The organism is Mucilaginibacter sp. FW306-07-L (assembly GCF_058782065.1).
This window is the reverse complement of the sequence record NZ_JBYSXI010000002.1, coordinates 1064019-1081053: the sequence shown is the minus strand read 5'-3', so window position 1 is coordinate 1081053 and position 17035 is coordinate 1064019. Positions and strand designations below refer to the sequence as shown.

The 17035-nt window shown below is 44.0% G+C and carries 14 protein-coding genes and 1 tRNA gene; 4 read left to right on the top strand and 11 right to left on the bottom strand.

Annotation, left to right across the window (positions count from 1 at the left end):
* Nucleotides 1-108: 108 nt before the first annotated feature.
* Nucleotides 109-1110 carry a tRNA (adenosine(37)-N6)-threonylcarbamoyltransferase complex transferase subunit TsaD gene (tsaD, locus tag AC3WJC_RS14910; protein ID WP_492399900.1) on the bottom strand — a complete coding sequence of 334 codons (1002 nt, stop codon included), beginning with the start codon at nt 1108-1110 and terminating at the stop codon, nt 109-111.
* Between the two features lie 75 nt (nt 1111-1185).
* Here tsaD and AC3WJC_RS14905 point away from each other — a divergent pair, with 75 nt between their 5' ends.
* Nucleotides 1186-5637, top strand: coding sequence for a translocation/assembly module TamB domain-containing protein (locus AC3WJC_RS14905; RefSeq protein ID WP_492399899.1), 4452 nt, complete (start codon nt 1186-1188; stop codon nt 5635-5637).
* On the opposite strand, the gene AC3WJC_RS14900 is transcribed toward AC3WJC_RS14905, so the two are convergent.
* The 3 genes from AC3WJC_RS14900 to AC3WJC_RS14890 form a co-directional block, all read right to left on the bottom strand.
* Nucleotides 5634-6839, bottom strand: a complete 1206-nt coding sequence (locus tag AC3WJC_RS14900; RefSeq protein WP_492399898.1) for a bifunctional 3,4-dihydroxy-2-butanone-4-phosphate synthase/GTP cyclohydrolase II — start codon at nt 6837-6839, stop codon at nt 5634-5636. The genes AC3WJC_RS14905 and AC3WJC_RS14900 overlap by 4 nt on opposite strands.
* A 96-nt stretch (nt 6840-6935) precedes the next feature.
* The gene (locus tag AC3WJC_RS14895; protein WP_492399897.1) at nt 6936-8360 is read right to left on the bottom strand and encodes an LptF/LptG family permease; all 1425 of its coding nucleotides are present in this window, start codon (nt 8358-8360) and stop codon (nt 6936-6938) included.
* Nucleotides 8361-8462: 102 nt separating this feature from the next.
* Nucleotides 8463-8840: an START-like domain-containing protein gene (locus AC3WJC_RS14890; RefSeq protein WP_492399896.1), complete on the bottom strand. Its 378-nt coding sequence runs from the start codon at nt 8838-8840 to the stop codon at nt 8463-8465.
* 121 nt (nt 8841-8961) lie between these two features.
* On the opposite strand from AC3WJC_RS14890, the gene AC3WJC_RS14885 reads away from it, so the two are divergent.
* Nucleotides 8962-9035 (top strand) — tRNA-Met (locus AC3WJC_RS14885).
* A 161-nt stretch (nt 9036-9196) separates the two neighbouring features.
* Here the strand turns inward: AC3WJC_RS14885 and AC3WJC_RS14880 are convergent.
* The 4 genes from AC3WJC_RS14880 to AC3WJC_RS14865 all read right to left on the bottom strand — a co-directional run bounded on the left by AC3WJC_RS14880 (nt 9197) and on the right by AC3WJC_RS14865 (nt 12010).
* Complete coding sequence (locus tag AC3WJC_RS14880; protein WP_492399895.1) at nt 9197-10090, bottom strand: helix-turn-helix domain-containing protein; 894 nt, start codon at nt 10088-10090, stop codon at nt 9197-9199.
* Nucleotides 10091-10147: 57 nt separating this feature from the next.
* Nucleotides 10148-10966: an SDR family NAD(P)-dependent oxidoreductase gene (locus tag AC3WJC_RS14875; RefSeq protein ID WP_492399894.1), complete on the bottom strand. Its 819-nt coding sequence runs from the start codon at nt 10964-10966 to the stop codon at nt 10148-10150.
* 143 nt (nt 10967-11109) lie between these two features.
* Nucleotides 11110-11346, bottom strand: coding sequence for a hypothetical protein (locus AC3WJC_RS14870; protein ID WP_492399893.1), 237 nt, complete (start codon nt 11344-11346; stop codon nt 11110-11112).
* A 67-nt stretch (nt 11347-11413) separates the two neighbouring features.
* Nucleotides 11414-12010: a short chain dehydrogenase gene (locus AC3WJC_RS14865; protein WP_492399892.1), complete on the bottom strand. Its 597-nt coding sequence runs from the start codon at nt 12008-12010 to the stop codon at nt 11414-11416.
* Nucleotides 12011-12112: 102 nt separating this feature from the next.
* Between AC3WJC_RS14865 and AC3WJC_RS14860 the strand changes: the two genes are divergently transcribed.
* On the top strand, nt 12113-12460 hold the full coding sequence (locus tag AC3WJC_RS14860; protein ID WP_492399891.1) for a winged helix-turn-helix transcriptional regulator: 348 nt from the start codon (nt 12113-12115) through the stop codon (nt 12458-12460).
* 43 nt (nt 12461-12503) lie between these two features.
* On the opposite strand, the gene AC3WJC_RS14855 is transcribed toward AC3WJC_RS14860, so the two are convergent.
* The 3 genes from AC3WJC_RS14855 to AC3WJC_RS14845 form a co-directional block, all read right to left on the bottom strand.
* Nucleotides 12504-13586: a DUF6973 domain-containing protein gene (locus AC3WJC_RS14855; protein ID WP_492399890.1), complete on the bottom strand. Its 1083-nt coding sequence runs from the start codon at nt 13584-13586 to the stop codon at nt 12504-12506.
* A gap of 102 nt (nt 13587-13688) precedes the next feature.
* Nucleotides 13689-14954 (bottom strand): adenosylmethionine--8-amino-7-oxononanoate transaminase, encoded by a 1266-nt coding sequence (gene bioA / locus AC3WJC_RS14850; RefSeq protein ID WP_492399889.1) that lies wholly within the window; start codon nt 14952-14954, stop codon nt 13689-13691.
* A 63-nt stretch (nt 14955-15017) separates the two neighbouring features.
* Complete coding sequence (locus AC3WJC_RS14845) at nt 15018-16118, bottom strand: carbohydrate-binding family 9-like protein (protein WP_492399888.1); 1101 nt, start codon at nt 16116-16118, stop codon at nt 15018-15020.
* Between the two features lie 162 nt (nt 16119-16280).
* On the opposite strand from AC3WJC_RS14845, the gene AC3WJC_RS14840 reads away from it, so the two are divergent.
* On the top strand, nt 16281-16967 hold the full coding sequence (locus tag AC3WJC_RS14840) for a hypothetical protein (RefSeq protein ID WP_492399887.1): 687 nt from the start codon (nt 16281-16283) through the stop codon (nt 16965-16967).
* Nucleotides 16968-17035 lie beyond the last annotated feature (68 nt).

Here is a 17035-nt window from a genome sequence, read left to right as displayed (position 1 = left end):
CCGAGAGACCGGATGTCAGAAAGTTGATGAAGAATGTGCGCTTAAGACTTATGCCACACGAGTATTTTCTTCTTCCTGACTTTCGGTCTTTCCGACTTCCGGACTTCCTTAGAACGGCATCCGTGCCAATGGCGCTACATCCTGGCCAATAAATTCGCCTTTCAGGTATTTATGGTAACCGGCAATGGCTATCATGGCGGCATTATCGGTGCAATATTCCATTTTGGGGATAAAGGTACGCCAGCCCAGTTTTTCGCCCAACTGCTGCAAGCCTTGGCGTAAACCAGTATTGGCGGATACACCACCTGCCAGCGCTACATCGGTAATGCCATACTGTTCGGCTGCTTTGCGCAGCTTGTTCAATAGAATAGTAGCGATACGCTTTTCAACCGAGGCGCATATATCGTTCAGGTTTTCCTCAATAAAATTCGGGTTAGCCGCAACATTATCCTTGATGAAGTACAGGATAGAAGTTTTTAACCCGCTAAAGCTAAAATCAAAACCCGGTATCTGCGGCTCAGGGAATTTATAAGCATCGGGGTTACCGCTGCGGGCGTGTTTGTCGATCAGCGGGCCACCCGGGTAGGGCAGGCCTAATATCTTGCTGGTTTTATCCATGGCTTCACCGGCGGCATCGTCAAGCGTTTGGCCGATAATCTCCATATCAAAATAATCCTTTACCAGCACAATTTGCGTATGCCCGCCCGAAACGGTGAGGCAAAGAAAGGGGAATGCCGGTTGATGATCGCCAATAAAATGAGCCAAAACATGCGCCTGCATGTGGTTAACCTCTATCAGCGGGATGTTTTTTGCCAGCGCGAAGGCCTTGGCGAATGATACACCGACTAAAAGTGAGCCTAAAAGTCCGGGGCCGCGTGTAAAAGCCACCGCATCAATATCATTTTTGCTTACTTTTGCGTTTAATAATGCCTGTTGAACAGCGGGAACAATATTTTGCTGATGCACACGCGAAGCAAGCTCAGGCACAACGCCGCCGTAAGCTTCATGTATGGTTTGATTGGCAATAATATTGCTTAGGATGTTACCATCGGCGCATACCGCTGCCGAGGTTTCATCGCACGAGGATTCTATGGCTAAAATTACAGGCACAATTATCTTTTAAAAAGCAAAGTTATTAAAAAAGTACTCAAAATAACGCTAAGCATAGTATTGCTGTTGGTATTGATGATTAGCATACTGTTGTTGGCTTTTCAATACAAACCTGTACAAACGTGGGCTGCAAAAAAGGCCACTGCTTACCTGTCTAAAGAATTAAATACAAAAGTTGATATAAAAAGCCTTTATATCAAACCATTCTCGTCTGTAGTATTGGAAGGGCTTTATGTGCTGGATAAACAAAAAGACACCCTTTTAAGTACACCAAAGCTTACCGTTGAGATCAATGGCTTTTCCATATTTAACAGCATTAAGCAGCGGTATATTGATTTTACCTCGGTACAGTTGGATAACGGCTCGTTTTATCTCAAAAAACAACGCGACAGCACAACCAACCTGCAGTTCATCATTGATTATTTCAGTTCGGGCGATACCACCAAAAAAGCAAGTAAGCCGTGGACGCTTAATTTTGAGCGTATCGGCATTAATAACCTGCGTTTCAGGTATAAAAACCAATTGCGTGACACGCTGGTAAAAGGTGTTAATTTTGATGATGTGGATGTACGCGCGTTCAGCACCGTGGTGCGCAACCTTGATTTAAAGAATCACCTGTTCAAGGCATCGGTATACAAACTTACTTTTAAAGAGAAGAGTGGTTTTTATTTAAAAAACCTGACCGCTAAAACCACGGTTGATACCAACCAGATTTTGCTACAGCAGCTTTTTCTGCAAACGCCTAATTCATCCCTGCGCGATCATTTTAAGATGAGCTTTAACTCCTTTGATGACTTTAGCGATTTTGAGCGCCGTGTAAGCATGGATGCTGATTTTAAGAATGCGCATCTCTCATCAAAAGATGTAGCTTATTTTACCAGCAGTTTGGATAAAGCACAGTTTGAACTGGGCGTGAACGGGCGTATACGTGGTAAGGTTGATAACCTGCGGGCTACCAATTTACTGGTAACTGCCGGGCAAAGCACCTATGTTAAAGGCAATTTCAGGATGAAGGGTTTACCCGATTGGGAGAACACCTTTATGGAAATGGATATTGAGCAGATAGCCACCAATAAAAAGGATCTGGATTATTTGGTGAAGCGCTTTACGGGCAGCACCAAGCAAATAATACCGGCCATTGTAGGCAAGTTTGGTAACGTGAATTTTAGCGGTAATTTTAGCGGCTTGCAAAATGATTTTGTGGCTTACGGCACTTTTAAAACCAAACTGGGCAGGTTTGATACCGATATAAACCTGAAAATAGGTAAGAACGGCATACCCTCCTACAGCGGTAAGCTAACCACCAACCAGTTCGCGCTGGGTACGCTGATTGATAATAATGTTATAGGCCGTACCTCATTTACTGCGCAGGTAAAAGGCAGCGGTGATGATTTAAAAAACCTGAATATAGCAGCCAACGCCAGGCTGAAAACCTTTCAGTTTAAAGGCTATACTTATAATAATGTAACAATTAATGGTACTTTTAAGCGCAAGTTTATAGATGGCGTGGTCAATATTAACGATCCCAACATTAAGCTATTGCTGGATGGCAGCGTGGACATGAAGCCGAAATTGCCGGTTTATGATTTTAAGGCCGATATAACTAACGCCAACCTGAATAAGCTAAAGCTGATGAAGGATACCATTACGGTGAGTACCACGCTTGATGCTGATTTTTCGGGCACCAATTTGGATAACATTAAAGGCAACCTGTTTCTATCGGGCACAAGGCTGGTTAATCCGCATACTAATTATGTGGTTGATTCGCTTTATTTGGCGGCGAGCGGCAGCGGCAGGCAGCGTTTGCTGCAGTTTGAATCGGATATAGCTAATGGCAGCATAACCGGTAACTATAGCCTGTCAACCCTGCCTGATTATTTTAAGAGCATCGTTAAAAAATACATCCCATCCTTAAAAACGGATATCAAGACCTTTAGATCGCAGGATTTTGATTTTAATTTTAAACTGAAGGATGTAGACCCATTACTGGCCGTTTTTATGCCGGGCCTCAAAATACCCGATCAGGGTACGTTGATCGGTAAATTCAACTCTGCCGATCAAACGGCAACGCTTACCGGGTACATCAAAACCATACAGTATAACAAGATCATTCTGCACGATCTGATCATTGACGAGAACACGGGCTCCCAGTACCTCAACGCCAACATATCATTAAGTAAGGTTGACCTGAGCGATAGTTTGTATGTAAAGGATGTTAACATCACCAACTTTTTAAACCGGGATAGCCTGAACTTTAACATTAAACTATCGGATAAGAACGCGACCAACCAGCTCGACCTTTATGGTTTGGTAGAATTCGGGCGGGATACCACCGCAAAGCTGAAACTGCTGCCATCAGACATTATCCTGGATCACGAACAGTGGAAGCTGGAGGAGCAGGTGCGCATCAGGCTGCTGGATGGTAAAACGCAGATCTCTAACTTTGAGTTGAGCAACGGCGGGCAAATGGTATCTATCGACGGATTTATATCAGACAAAACGGAAGATAAGCTGAACGTGGTGTTTAAGCAGTTCCGCATGAGCACGCTGAACCCACTTACCAAGCCATCGGGCATCGCCCTGGGCGGGGCATTAAATGGCGAGGTGATATTAAGTTCGCTACTAAAAGCACCCGGAATAGATGCCGACCTGAATATTGATACGCTGACCATGAACACCACCCAGGTAGGTAATGTTAAAATCATCTCTAACTTGGATAACGAGCGTAAAAAAGCAATCGTCAGGCTGAATATTTTGAACCGGGGTTTAGAAACCATGGATATTGAAGGTGCTTACTCTCTGTTAAAGGATGATGAGAACGCGCTGGATTTTGATATTAACATGAACCAGACTGAGGCCATCATTTTTACGCCGTTCATCAATAAACTGGTGTCGGATGTTAAGGGTACCATATCAACCAGCATTAAACTTACCGGCTCGTTACAAAAGCCGCAGTTAAACGGCTTTGTTACCCTGAATAATACCGGCATCACGGTTAACTACCTTAAAACACCATATACCCTGAGCGACCGTTTAGAGGTGGAAAACAGTGTGATCAAGATCAATAAGTTGGTGCTGAAAGATAACAAGAAGGGACAAGGTATCGTAAACGGTTCGGTTGATCTCAACAATATTTCAAACCCAACGCTCGATATAAAAATAGAGGCCACTAACCTGCTGGCACTTAACACTACCTTTAAGGATAATCACCTGTATTACGGTACGGCTTACGGTAGCGGCGATTTTAGCTTTACCGGGCCTATTGATAACATGAAGATAGATATTAAGGCCGCCACACAAACCGGTACGGTGTTTAATATTCCGCTTAATGCTTCATCTACCGCCAGCGATTATGATTTTATACGGTTTGTAAGCCATACCGATACCACTAAGCAGGCCGCCGAAGATCTATCTAAAAAGTTTAACGGTGTTACGCTTAACTTTGATTTGAGTGCCGACGAAGGTACCACGGTAAAAATTGTAACCGATTACGGTAAGCTTGAAGGCAGCGGGATAACCCGTAACTTAAAACTGAACATTAATAGCTTGGGTGATTTTGAGATGTTCGGTGACTTCCTGATCTCATCGGGTAAGTTTGAGTTTACGGCCAAAAACTTTATCAGTAAAAATTTCCAGGTGAACCAGGGCGGTACCATCCGCTGGACGGGTGATCCGGCTAATGCCGAGATAAACCTGAATGCCATTTATGAGGTGCGTACCAACATAGCGCCATTATATACCGCGGCTGGCTTTACATCGCCGCGCGGTAACCAGCAGGTATTGGTGCAGGCGCAGTTGCTGCTTACTAAATCGCTGATACTGCCAACTATTGATTTTGACTTTACCTTCCCTACGGAACCTACTATTAAGGAGGATGTAGCCACTTACCTGTCAGACAATACCAACCGCAGCCAGCAGGCACTAAGTATTATTGTACGTCGTAACTTTACGGCAGGTACAGGAGGGGGTAACCTTAACGAGCAGGTATTAAGCACCGCCAGCGATGCGGTAAGCGAGTTCGCCTTTAACCAGTTGAATAGCTTTATCGCGCAATCAAATATCAAGAATATCGATTTAAATATCCGCTCGTTCAATGAGGCGAGTGCCTCTATCCGCTTGTTTAACGACAGGCTGATACTGAACGGTAGTCTATTCACCAATACAGGCAGTAATAACCTGTTTTATAACAATACTAACCTGTTCAACGCCAACTTTAGTAATCTGACAAAGGATTTCGAGGCCTTGTACCGCATCCGTAAGGATGGCAACTTAACGGCCCGTTACTCGTACAGGGTATTAAGTGGTACCGCGTTAAGTACCTTTAACCCGTTGGATGTGCAGTATGTAAACGGTATTGGTTTGGTTTATCAGCGAGATTTTGACAGCCTGGGCGAGTTTCTGCGTAATATATTTAGGCGCGGAAGGCGCAGTACGGCGCCTACAACGCCAAACCCGATAAATCCAACACCGGCACAATCGCCAACGCCCGCGGTAAATTATAAACTAAAGGATGATGACGATGATTAATGATCGCGCATAATAGCGTGATCCATTTTATCTCTTTTGGTGCGCAAGTAATGTTCGTTATGTTTGTTGGCAGGTATCTCAATAGGTACATTTTCAACCACTTCCAGCCCGTAGCCAATTAACCCGGCGCGTTTTTTAGGGTTGTTGCTCATCAGGCGCATTTTGGTAATACCCAGGCTGCGGATAATTTGCGCGCCGATGCCATAATCGCGATGGTCCATTTTAAAGCCAAGCTCAAGATTGGCTTCAACAGTATCAAGCCCGTTTTCCTGCAAGTGGTAGGCTTTAAGTTTGTTGATCAGCCCGATGCCGCGGCCTTCCTGGTTCATGTACACAATAGCGCCTTTACCTTCGCGCTCTATCATCTCCATCGCTTTGTGTAACTGCGGGCCGCAATCGCACCGGCACGAGCCGAATATATCGCCGGTTACGCATGAACTGTGCACGCGTACCAATACCGGTTCGCCGGGTTCCCAGGTACCTTTAATCAGCGCCATGTGGTTTTCGCCGGTATCAACCTGTGTGTAGGCTATCATATCAAAATCGCCCCATTGGGTGGGCATTTTAACGGCTATTTCCTTAGTCACCAATGTTTCGGTACTGAGGCGATAGGCGATCAGGTCTTTTATCGATATGATTTTAAGTTTAAAATCTTCAGCGATCTTTAACAGATCAGGCAGGCGGGCCATTTCGCCATCCTCGTTCATGATCTCGCAAATTACACCGGCGGGCTCAAAACCCGCCATTACGGCCAGGTCAACCGTAGCTTCGGTATGGCCTGACCGGCGCAGTACGCCGCCATCCTTAGCAATCAGCGGGAATATGTGTCCCGGCCGGCCCAGATCAGCAGCCTTAATGGTTGGATCAATAAGGGCAAGGCAGGTTTTTGAACGGTCAGATGCTGATATACCCGTAGTACAACCATGGCCAAGCAAATCAACCGATACGGTAAAGTTAGTTTCGTGCGAGGTAGTGTTACGTGTTACCATCAGGTCCAGCTCCAACTCCTGCGCGCGTTCCAAAGTAATAGGAGCGCAGATCAGGCCGCGGCCATAACGTGCCATAAAGTTAATAGCCTCGGGCGTAGCGTTGCGGGCGGCGGTTAAAAAATCGCCTTCGTTTTCCCTGTCCTCGTCATCAACAACTATAATTATTTCACCGTTTTTAAGGGCCTCAATAGCTTCGGGTATGGTGTTAAGCATGTTATATTATACAATTCAGTGTACTACAGTAACAAAGTTACGTTAAAGGGCGGGCTATTAGGGTCGGTGTTGTGTAAAATATCCCTTGGGGATGTATCAGGCTGCTTTGCGCTTGAACAGGCGGTTAAAAAAGCGTTTGTATAATTCCATATCAAACAAGGCTGAGTCCGTAGCTGCTTTGTATGACAGGAATATGCCCACCGGTGAAAGTACGAAAATAGCGATCCACATACCAATGAATGGCGGGATGGCACCATCCTTTACGCCCTTTTCGCCAATGGTTGATATAATGTGGTACAGTAAAAAGAAGACTACCGATATAACCACAGGCATACCCAAGCCGCCCTTACGGATGATAGCCCCAAGCGGTGCTCCGATCAGGAACAGCACCAGGCAGGCCACAGAGAGGGTGAACTTTTTTTGATACTCAACAACTGACCGGCGAATACTCTTCATGGTTTCTTTCGAGCTGGTTTCGCGTTGTTTGATCATATCCTGAATGGATCGCACTTCACTCATGGCGGCGGATACGGTACTGATCCGCTCGTTAATATCGAGCCCGTACATAATATCATTATTTTTAGGCGTGATGTATTGCTTTACCGAGCCCGATTTTTTGGGCAGGTTGAAGTACTTTACATAGGGTGATACCATTTGGAAAGTTTGCGTAACCGTGCTGTCCATCTGCTTTTCTGTCGAATCCCGGTAATGGCGCAGTTGCTTCAGGTTCATCATCACAAAGGCTGAACGGAACTCATCCTGGTTGGTGCGCTTTATAGCGAAACTGGACATGTCCAGTTTGATCTCCGTTTCCTTAAAGCGTTCCCTGATAAATACCTGCCGAGGGTCAAAGCCACCATCTGACCTTTTTTCATCATAGCTGATGCCGTCCTTTAGTTTAAGTACTAAAAATTTATCGCCAGGAGTACGGTACATGCTGCCTTCTTTGGCCAGCATAATACTGGTATTATTAGTTTGTTCGTCCTTTTTGTAGATGATGATATCATGCAAGGTTTGCCCATCTTTACCCTTGCGCATTACCCGTATAGCAGCACCCGGAAAGTTGTTAGTAAATACTCCCTCGGGCAATAACTTGGCGGATTTTTGCTGGCGAACATCATATAGCAGCGAGTAGTATTTGAGGTTGGCTACCGGCAGCATATAATCAGAAAATATAAACGCGCTTACGGCCAGTATAGCCACCACAATTAACATAGGCGACATAGCCCGGCGTAATGATATACCGGCGGATTTAATGGCCACCAGCTCGTAGTTTTCGCCAAGGGCACCATACGTCATGATAGAGGAGAGCAGTACCGACAGTGGGAGTGCCATGGCCACATTGGTAGCCGAGGCATACATCATCAGTTCGGCAATAATGTACCACTCAAAGCCCTTGCCTACTAAATCATCAATATACTTAAATAAAAAAAGCATCAGCAGCACAAACATTACGATAAGGAATGTTACGATGAACGGCCTGATGAATGATTTAAGTAATAAAAGATGTATTTTTTTCACGCTGCAAAAATAAGGAAATTAAATTCCGCAGGCGGGCATACCTGTGCCTGTTGTGCAAAGTAAACGTTATAATAAGGTAAGTAGTATATTACAGCCTGTTGTTTAAGCCCCCAATACGCTGATGAGGTAATCTATCTGGTTGTCCCATATCAGGCGGCGTTCGGCAATAGTCTCTTCAGTCGCAAAATCGGTAATAGCCAGGGCAACATCGTTGGTCAATTCATCCTGTACTACTTCAAGTTCAAAATAGTAAGGTTCATCATCAAGCCATTTAAAGCGCACCAGCTTGTTCTCTTTGGCGTTAACCAGTTTTGCGCGCTGCTGTTCATCGTCCCAGGTAAAGGTGTAGATCTGCTCGCGCACGTTTACATCATCAGCAAACCATTGTGCAAGGCCGTTAGGCTCATTTAAAAAACTATATAAAATTCTGGGAGAAGATTTAATCTCGTATTCCAGGGTGAATTTCTTCTTTTCGGGCATAATCAGGGTTGTAGCACAGCATTATAAGGTGCAGGCAGTAAAAGTTGAACAATTTTTCTAAAGGAAACTATTTTCTGCTATATTTGCAAACCTTTTTACAAAGGCACACAATTAAATATCCGGCGGGGTAGCTCAGATGGTTAGAGCGTAGGATTCATAACCCTAAGGTCGGCAGTTCGATCCTGCTCCCCGCTACTTGAAGGGCAAATAGATTCTTAATCTGTTTGCCCTTATTTTTTGCCTTAATAAACGTTTGTTTATTAAAATTCTCCTTTATTTATGATCCTTAAAATGGATTATTTTGCGGGGTTTAACAGTATATCTGGTAGTGCGGCGTTTGGGATGGGGGAATAGTGCTAATTTAATTGCTGGCCACGGAAGCTGTTAGGGGCAATGCCAACCTCCTTACGGAAAAGGCGCGAGAAATAAGTGGGATTTTCAAAACCTAAAGCGAAGGATATCTGGGCAACGTTCATTTTGCCTTCTAAAAGTAAGTTCTTGGCCTCTGTAATTACAAAAAGGTGTATGAGCTCCAGGGCGGTTTTACCTGTTTCCTGTTTAAGCAGATCGCTAAGGTATCTGGATGACAGGTTTAGTTTTTCGGCCATATAGCTTACCGTAGGCAGGCTGAGATCATTATTGTTTTTATTTTCAAAATGCGCCCTTAATATATCATGAAAACGGGTGGTAAGGGCTCCGGTTAGTTTGGCGCGATTAATAAACTGCCGCTTATAAAAGCGCTGCGCATACTTTAAAAGGGTATCAAGTTGGCTTAATATAATTGGCTTACTATAATCATCTGTATTGTTCTGCAACTCTTTATCCATATTTAAAATCAGGGTCCAGATCATTTGTTCTTCGCTTGGAGAAACATGCAGTGCCTCGTTCGCTTCGTAATCAAAATAGCCATACTTTTTAATTTCGTTATGCATTACCGTGCCCGACAGAAAATCTTCATGCACTAAAATCAAAAAGCAATCCTCAAGTAACCTGATATTGTTAAAAGCGACGATTTGCCGGGGTTTTATAAAGCACAACTTACCATGGTCATGATCATACACGGTTTTACCGTATTGCATGCTTCCTGATCGGAACTTTTGCAAAGAGATGATATAAAAACTCGTGGTAAACTCAATGTCAGCGCCTCCGCAAGATTCCTTAGTGCCGTAAGAGATGCTGAACAAAGGATGCTCTGGTGCTTTTATACCAATAGCTTTGTTAAAATTGCTTATTTTATCAAAATGGGCCATTTAATTATAGTGAGCTAAAAGCAGAACCGGCTTACCGGTTCTGCTTATTTATCAAATTTAATTGCCTTGTGCTGCGACAGAAACCTCCTGCCACTCTTCCCAGGTTTTTAAGCGTTGCTCGTAGGTATGTTTTATCCATTGAAATCCTACACGGCCTAATAAAAGCCTGAGCGGCGGGTTTTGCGAGTCTACTAACTTTAAAACAGCAGTTGCCGTAGCTTCCGGAACGCCCCAATCTTCGTGTTTGTTCCCGGCTGCAAGGGCTGCTCTTACATTATCATAATGAGGCAAGTGCTCGCTTTCCTTACCCGATGTGGTCGCGAAGTCGGTCAAAAATCCGTTTGGCTCTAAAATAGTTACCTTAATGTTAAAGTTACTAATTTCAGTTGCAAGCGATTCGCTGATAGCTTCAACAGCGAATTTAGATGCACTGTAGATGCCAAGTGTTGGAAATGCAACCACCCCAAGGGCGCTTGATACCTGTATTATATGACCTGATTTTTGTTCGCGCATTATTGGAATAACAGCTTGCGTCATCCAGATCAGTCCGTAAACATTCGTTTCAAATTGTGTTTTGATCTCGTTCTCTTGCAGCTCTTCAATAGCGCCTGAGTGGCCATAGCCAGCATTGTTAATCAGTACGTCAATAGTGCCAAAGTGCGCTTTAGCCTGAGCAACCGCCTCAAAACAAGCGTCTTTATCGGTTACATCCAGCTTTAAAACCAGTAAGGATGATGTAAATTGATTAGCAAGGCTATCCAGGGTGTCCGGATTTCTTACCGCTACTATTACCTGGTCTCCACGCTTTAAAAATGCTTCGGCCCAAACGCGGCCCAGGCCACGTGATGCACCGGTTATAAAAATTGTTTTTGCCATTTTTTATTTGATTTATTTAAGGCAAATCTCATCGATTAACGACGGTTAAAATGATACAAAAGTAGGGAATCGTGAAACATTTTAACGTAAGGCATCCAGCGCTTTATGGGCCATAGGCAGGAGTTATAAAATAACATCCAAACTTATGGTTTACCGTAAATCTGTATCGCTTTGCTTAATTGCTCCTCGGTGCGATGGTATTCTTCGGGGCATGATTGCGGGTCGGTTATTTTAAAGTCGCCCTGCTCATTTATCTGCATGTGGAACCTCTTTTTTTCGCCATTATGCATAACATAAACCTGAAATAATTGCAGGCGCTGTATGTTCATGGTATTAAATTCAAAAAGAGCGCCGTCGGCCTCAACCGAAAAATTTTTCATGCGGTAAAGATAGCAACAGGTACGTATACCTGTTGCTTTAAATTAATCAGTGTAATAATAGTACACATTATAAAACCGGATATACCTGCCCGGTTTGTGCGCCAAGTACACTTTTTACATAAGCCTGGGCTACGCGATGCATGCTAACCGGCATATGTCCTTGAAAAAATGGAAAGTAAGCGGGTGATTCCTCTACAACAGTAGGGCCTACGGTGTTAATGCGGATGCCTTTATCAAGCTCAATTGCGGCGGCTTTAACAAATGAATCGAGCGCGCCGTTAACTGTGCTTACAGCCGCGCCTAAAACAATCGGATCCTGACTCAGGCTGCCTGATGTTAATGTAAATGAACCTTTTGCGTTGATATAATGCTGGCCAATAAGTACCAGGTTTATTTGCCCAAGCAGTTTGCTGTCAATACCTATCCTGAAGTTGGCATCCGTCATTTCAGCAAGCGGGCCAAAGTGCGCGTTGCCGGTGGTACTAATCAAGGCATCAAATGGGCCAATCTTTTCAAATAATGCTTTAATGGAATTGATGTCGGCAATATCAACCTGGTAATCGCCGCTTTTTGAACCTACCTTTATTATTTCGTTTCCTGTTTCGAGCGCTTTAACAATATGTTTACCTATTGTTCCGGATGCACCTATAATAATTATCCTCATCGTTTTTATTTTTATATACAACAAAGGTATTTCATTACTTTACTTTTATCAAGTAGTTACCTTTTTGTCAACTAATGACAGATTTGTTAGATTTGCATTTAAATGAGCACAACGGCAGAAAAAAAAGAAATTAATTATCACGGTGCTGATGAATGCCCCATAACGGCCACTATAAGCGTAATAGGCGGCAAATGGAAACCACCACTTATTTGGTTATTGCTTAAAGGGCCTATGCGGTTTGGCGAACTGCATAAAACTATGCCGGGCATGGCTTTAAAAGTATTATCAAGGCAGTTAAAGGAGCTGGAGGCGGATGGTATAGTGCTTAGAAAGGCTTATCCCGAAGTGCCGCCGAGGGTAGAGTATAGCCTCACTGAAAAAGGCCAGTCGTTAAGGGAAATAATGCACCTGTTGTCTGATTGGAGCCGGGCGCGTATACTTAATGTTTAACAAAAGTCAGCATTACAAAATAGGCAATGCTGACTTTTGCAGCTTATTGAGCAGCGGTGATTTTGCCGCCTTGTGAGCAGTTGCTTGAAGTCCAGTCGCCTGATAGTTTACCGCCGTTGCTGGTTAGTTTAATTACCATGCTATTGCACGGGGTGAGCCCGTTAGGGTTTTCAAACTCATAAGGTGTGGCTACATTAAGGGTTAGGGTGTTGCCTGCCAGCTTACCGGCAAACCTGCGCTTTTGCCTTGAGTTGTTAGGCCGGGTTATTTCAAATTGTCCGCGTATTACATCGCCGCACTGGTTAAGATTTAGCGCGAGCGTCCACGGGCCACCTTCCGAGTCGGGATTGGTCATGCTGCCGTTGTAAGTGCCGTCATAATCCCGTTTGGCTTTAAAATATATCAGTGTTGAATTATCCGCCGTAATAGGGTCGCCCTCATTTACATAAGTAAATTTGCCCTGTATCAGCACCACCAACAACTGTTCGGTTGTAGCGGTAGGATTGTTTCTGACCAATTGGCGACCAACCGCGTTGTTATGCAGATCCATTTTTTTAGCATACGCGGTGCCCGCTTCTGATTCGTGGGCGGTAGCCATTTTTTCGGCAAAGTCTAAGTCGGTATTTTTGGCCATTAATACGTTCCAGTAAGCATGGCGTATGGCATCCGCTTTACTGTCTTCAAACCCGGCATCAGCATCGCAAGGGTAATTTGTTTGGGCGGCAGCACCGGCCGGAACTACCGTTTTATAGGCTTTGTAGCTTTTATTAGGGTTTTTGATCACAACCTTCCATTCTTCAAGCGTAAGTTTTTGCGCGATGTTCCCAAGTTCGTTAGGTGTAATTGCGCGTTTGGCTACACTGGTAGTTTTTCCGTACTTAAAGTAGTTAAATAGTTTTCTGCCCAGGGCTTCCTCATTGTCGGTTAACGCAGGGTCATCCTTGGTGATCTTTTCATAGGCAGCTACAACCTCTTCAATGGTAGGCCTTGGATTTAAGGCGTTGATTTCGGCTTCGGTAACGGGGCCGTCCGGCAGAGTTGTCGGTTTTTCCTCATTGGAGTTTTTGCTGCAGGAGAATAGTACCAACAACAAAAATAAAAATGCTTTTTGTGGTAAAGTTTTCATAATAAATGCTTTGCTTAGGTAAGATGTGTTTGTTAAGCGAGGCAAATATTATAATTTATACAGTGTCAGATACTATTTTATCCCGATAAATGTAGCTTAAACCTAAAAATCCTGATTTTTAGGTAGGCGATCGATCCACTTACGCATTACATTAATTATGCTTACCAATTCATCCGGTTGTATAATGTAAGGGGGCATCAGGTATAGTACCTTGCCTATCGGGCGTAGCCAAACACCTTCGTCCATGGCGAAAGCCTTAAAACCATCAAGTGTAGCCGCGGTTTTAAATTCTATTACGCCGATAGCGCCTATTGTTCGTTTAGCGGCTATCGCTGTTGAGGTAATGGCGCTGAACTCCTGCTCAATAATTTTGTTGATCTGTTCAATTGTAGCCAGGTAATGCGCACGTTCAAACAGCTCAATGCTTTTTAGCGCTACGCTGCACGCCAGGGCATTGGCCATAAAGGTAGGCCCGTGCATGAGTGCTTTTTCATAACCGGCACCTAAAAAACTGTTATAAACCGCATCAGTGCTTAGCGTAGCCGCATGGCCCATATAACCGGCTGTAAGGGCTTTGCCCACAACCATAATGTCCGGCGTAACCTCCGCGTGCTCCGCCGCGAAGAATTTTCCCGTACGCCCAAAACCGGTTGCCACCTCATCAAATATCAGCAACACATTATATTTAGTGCAAAGCGCACGCGAGGCCTGTAGGTACAAAGGAGAATAAATGTGGAACCCTCCGGCGCATTGCACAATCGGTTCTACAATAAAGGCCGCTATATCATGACTATTGCTGATTAGTAACTGCTCCAGTTGGTCAATAGCCGGTTGTACCAGTTCGGCAGGCGCGTTAAAGCCTCCGCCGGGTATCTCCAACGTATAGCCTCGGTGCAGCACATTGGCAAAAGCCCGGCTGAAGTCCGAGTCGTCACTTACCTCCATGGCTTTAAAAGTATCGCCATGGTAACCATTTTTTAACGATATGATTTTGGTTTTACCCTCAAAGCCTGAATTCTTCCAATGCTGAATGGAGATTTTCAGCGCTACCTCAACACCTATCGACCCGCTATCCGAAAAAAATACATGGTTAAGTCCAGCAGGAGTGATGCGTACCAATGCTTCGGCTAATTGCAAAGCCGGTTCGTGCGTTAAGCCACCCAGCATTACGTGGGCAAATTTTCCGGCCTGTTCGGTCAGTGCATTATTTAGTTCCGGATGATTATAGCCATGAATTACCGACCACCACGAAGATATGCCGTCAATCAGCTTACGGCCATCTTCCAGTTCCATCATCACACCGTTGCCCGCTACCATTTTGGGTACGCGGTTAACCAGTTTCATTTGCGTGTAGGGGTACCAAAGCATAATTATCTGTATAAGATATGCAAAGATACATCTCCGCCGGATATCGCCCCGTCCTGATATGTTTTACTTTTTAGGTTGCTTAAACAATCCATCCTCATTTAAGGACATAGTGCTGCCCGCATCATCGTTTATGGTAGCGGTGTACTGCTGTTGGGTGCCGGTTATGGTAAGATTATTTTTTTTGCCCGATACCGTATATTCTGTAGCGGTCAGGCCGATTTCTTTCAGATCTGTTGAATAGGCCTGGTGTTTTTTAAAGTATTCCTGCTGTTTGTAATACACCAACCACAGGTATTGCTTTTGCAAATCGGTATAAGGAATGTTAAAACCAATGCCTGCATCCGTAGTTTTAGTGGTAAATTGCAGGTAGCCCCAGCGTTCAGGATAATGCATGCTGATTAGTCCCGGTGCCGACCATACCCAGTTACGCTCGGGCAGGTTTTTGCCTTGCGGGTTTCTAAGCTTGATGTACTTGCCGTTTACAATCCTGGTGTCCCACTCCACGCGCGAAAAGTTGATACGCCACTGGTTGCCATCAGCAGGTTTACCCGCGTTAAAACCAAATGCTATGGCCTTGAATGGTATGGCCAGTTCTACTGTCCAGCCTTTATCAATATCTTTAGGGTTATTCAGGGTGCCTTGCAGCTTTACAGCCGTACGCATACCGGGGGTGTCCCAGCTAATCAGTGCGTTGCCGCCATGGCGGTAAGCCTTGGGCATAAACAAATCAAATATTTTATTAAGCTGATTTACCTCAACTTCAAAATAATTACGGCCATCGTTATCCGGATCTACAAAAAGTTCAAAATCATTATCTTGATATATAACATCGTCATGATGAGTTAAATAAGCCCACAGATGCGGCTCATCCATTTTAACGGCAATGTACAGGGTGGTATCATCCCATAGCATTTTTAGCTGGGTATTGTAAGCAGGCTTAGGTTTAACGTCACCCTCAATATCTATAAAGCTGCTGGTCCATTTAGCCTGCTGCCAAATTTTATCGTTTAAATCACCATCAATTTTTGGTGGAGTTGTGGTGTGGGTGATGATATAATGATCGGGCGTGGTGAATAAATTGGTCATATCGCCAAAATCGGATTGGCTTTTGGCAGAAGTCGCTATCATCATTATAGCAAGCAGGAAGAACAGATTTTTTAACATGCCTAAATATAAGTAAATCAATTTTGCAATGTAAAATTGAAAATTTGACACGCCATAATTAATTATATGTTAATATTGTTTATAATGTAAGTTAAATGTAAAATGGGTTCCAAATATTCATAGTTTTTAAAATCTTTAAAAAGCAGCCTTTAAATTGGCTTAATGAAGGCGAATTTCAAGGGAATCAAGACTGGCTTTATCAGGCTGATCATATATGGAGCACTAATTTTTGGCGTGGCGGAGTTCATCCGCTGGGATGCAGGATTGGTGCATGGACAGGAATCAAAATTTGCAGAAGACTCGATGACGGAGCTTGCACAAAGCGCGCTGCTCATGTTAGCTGCCGCAATTTATATGTCTGTATTTATAAAATATAAGCAGTTTAAGGCGATTGCTTTCTTTCTATTCTGTTTTGCTACGGCATCATTCATCCGTGAGCAGGATTCATTTTTAGATGAAAATATATTTGACGGAGCCTGGCAAGCCGGGGTGTTCAGTTTGTTTGCCTTTATGGTATATTACCTGTGGCGTAACCGGCAGCATTTTATAAACAACATCAATGTATTTGTAAATACACAGGCCTTTGGTGTATTGATAACCGGCTTTTTAACTACTTATGTTTTTTCGAGACTGTATGGGCGTGGTAAGTTTTGGCAGGAGATTATGGAAGACCGCTACTTTCGTGCGGTAAAAAACGCTTCGGAAGAATGCACTGAGCTTTACGGCTACACGATACTATTGATTGCCGCCATAGAATTTATGCTGTTTGTAAAAAGGGAAGCCTCCAATTTGATTGTGGATAACAGGAGGGTGCTACCCAAAAGATCCGCGGAATTGCATGTAGTTTAAGCTGGATAACGGTCGTTGCCAAAATTGCTTAATCATAAGTGAGAATGATTTAAGATACCCGGCATCAT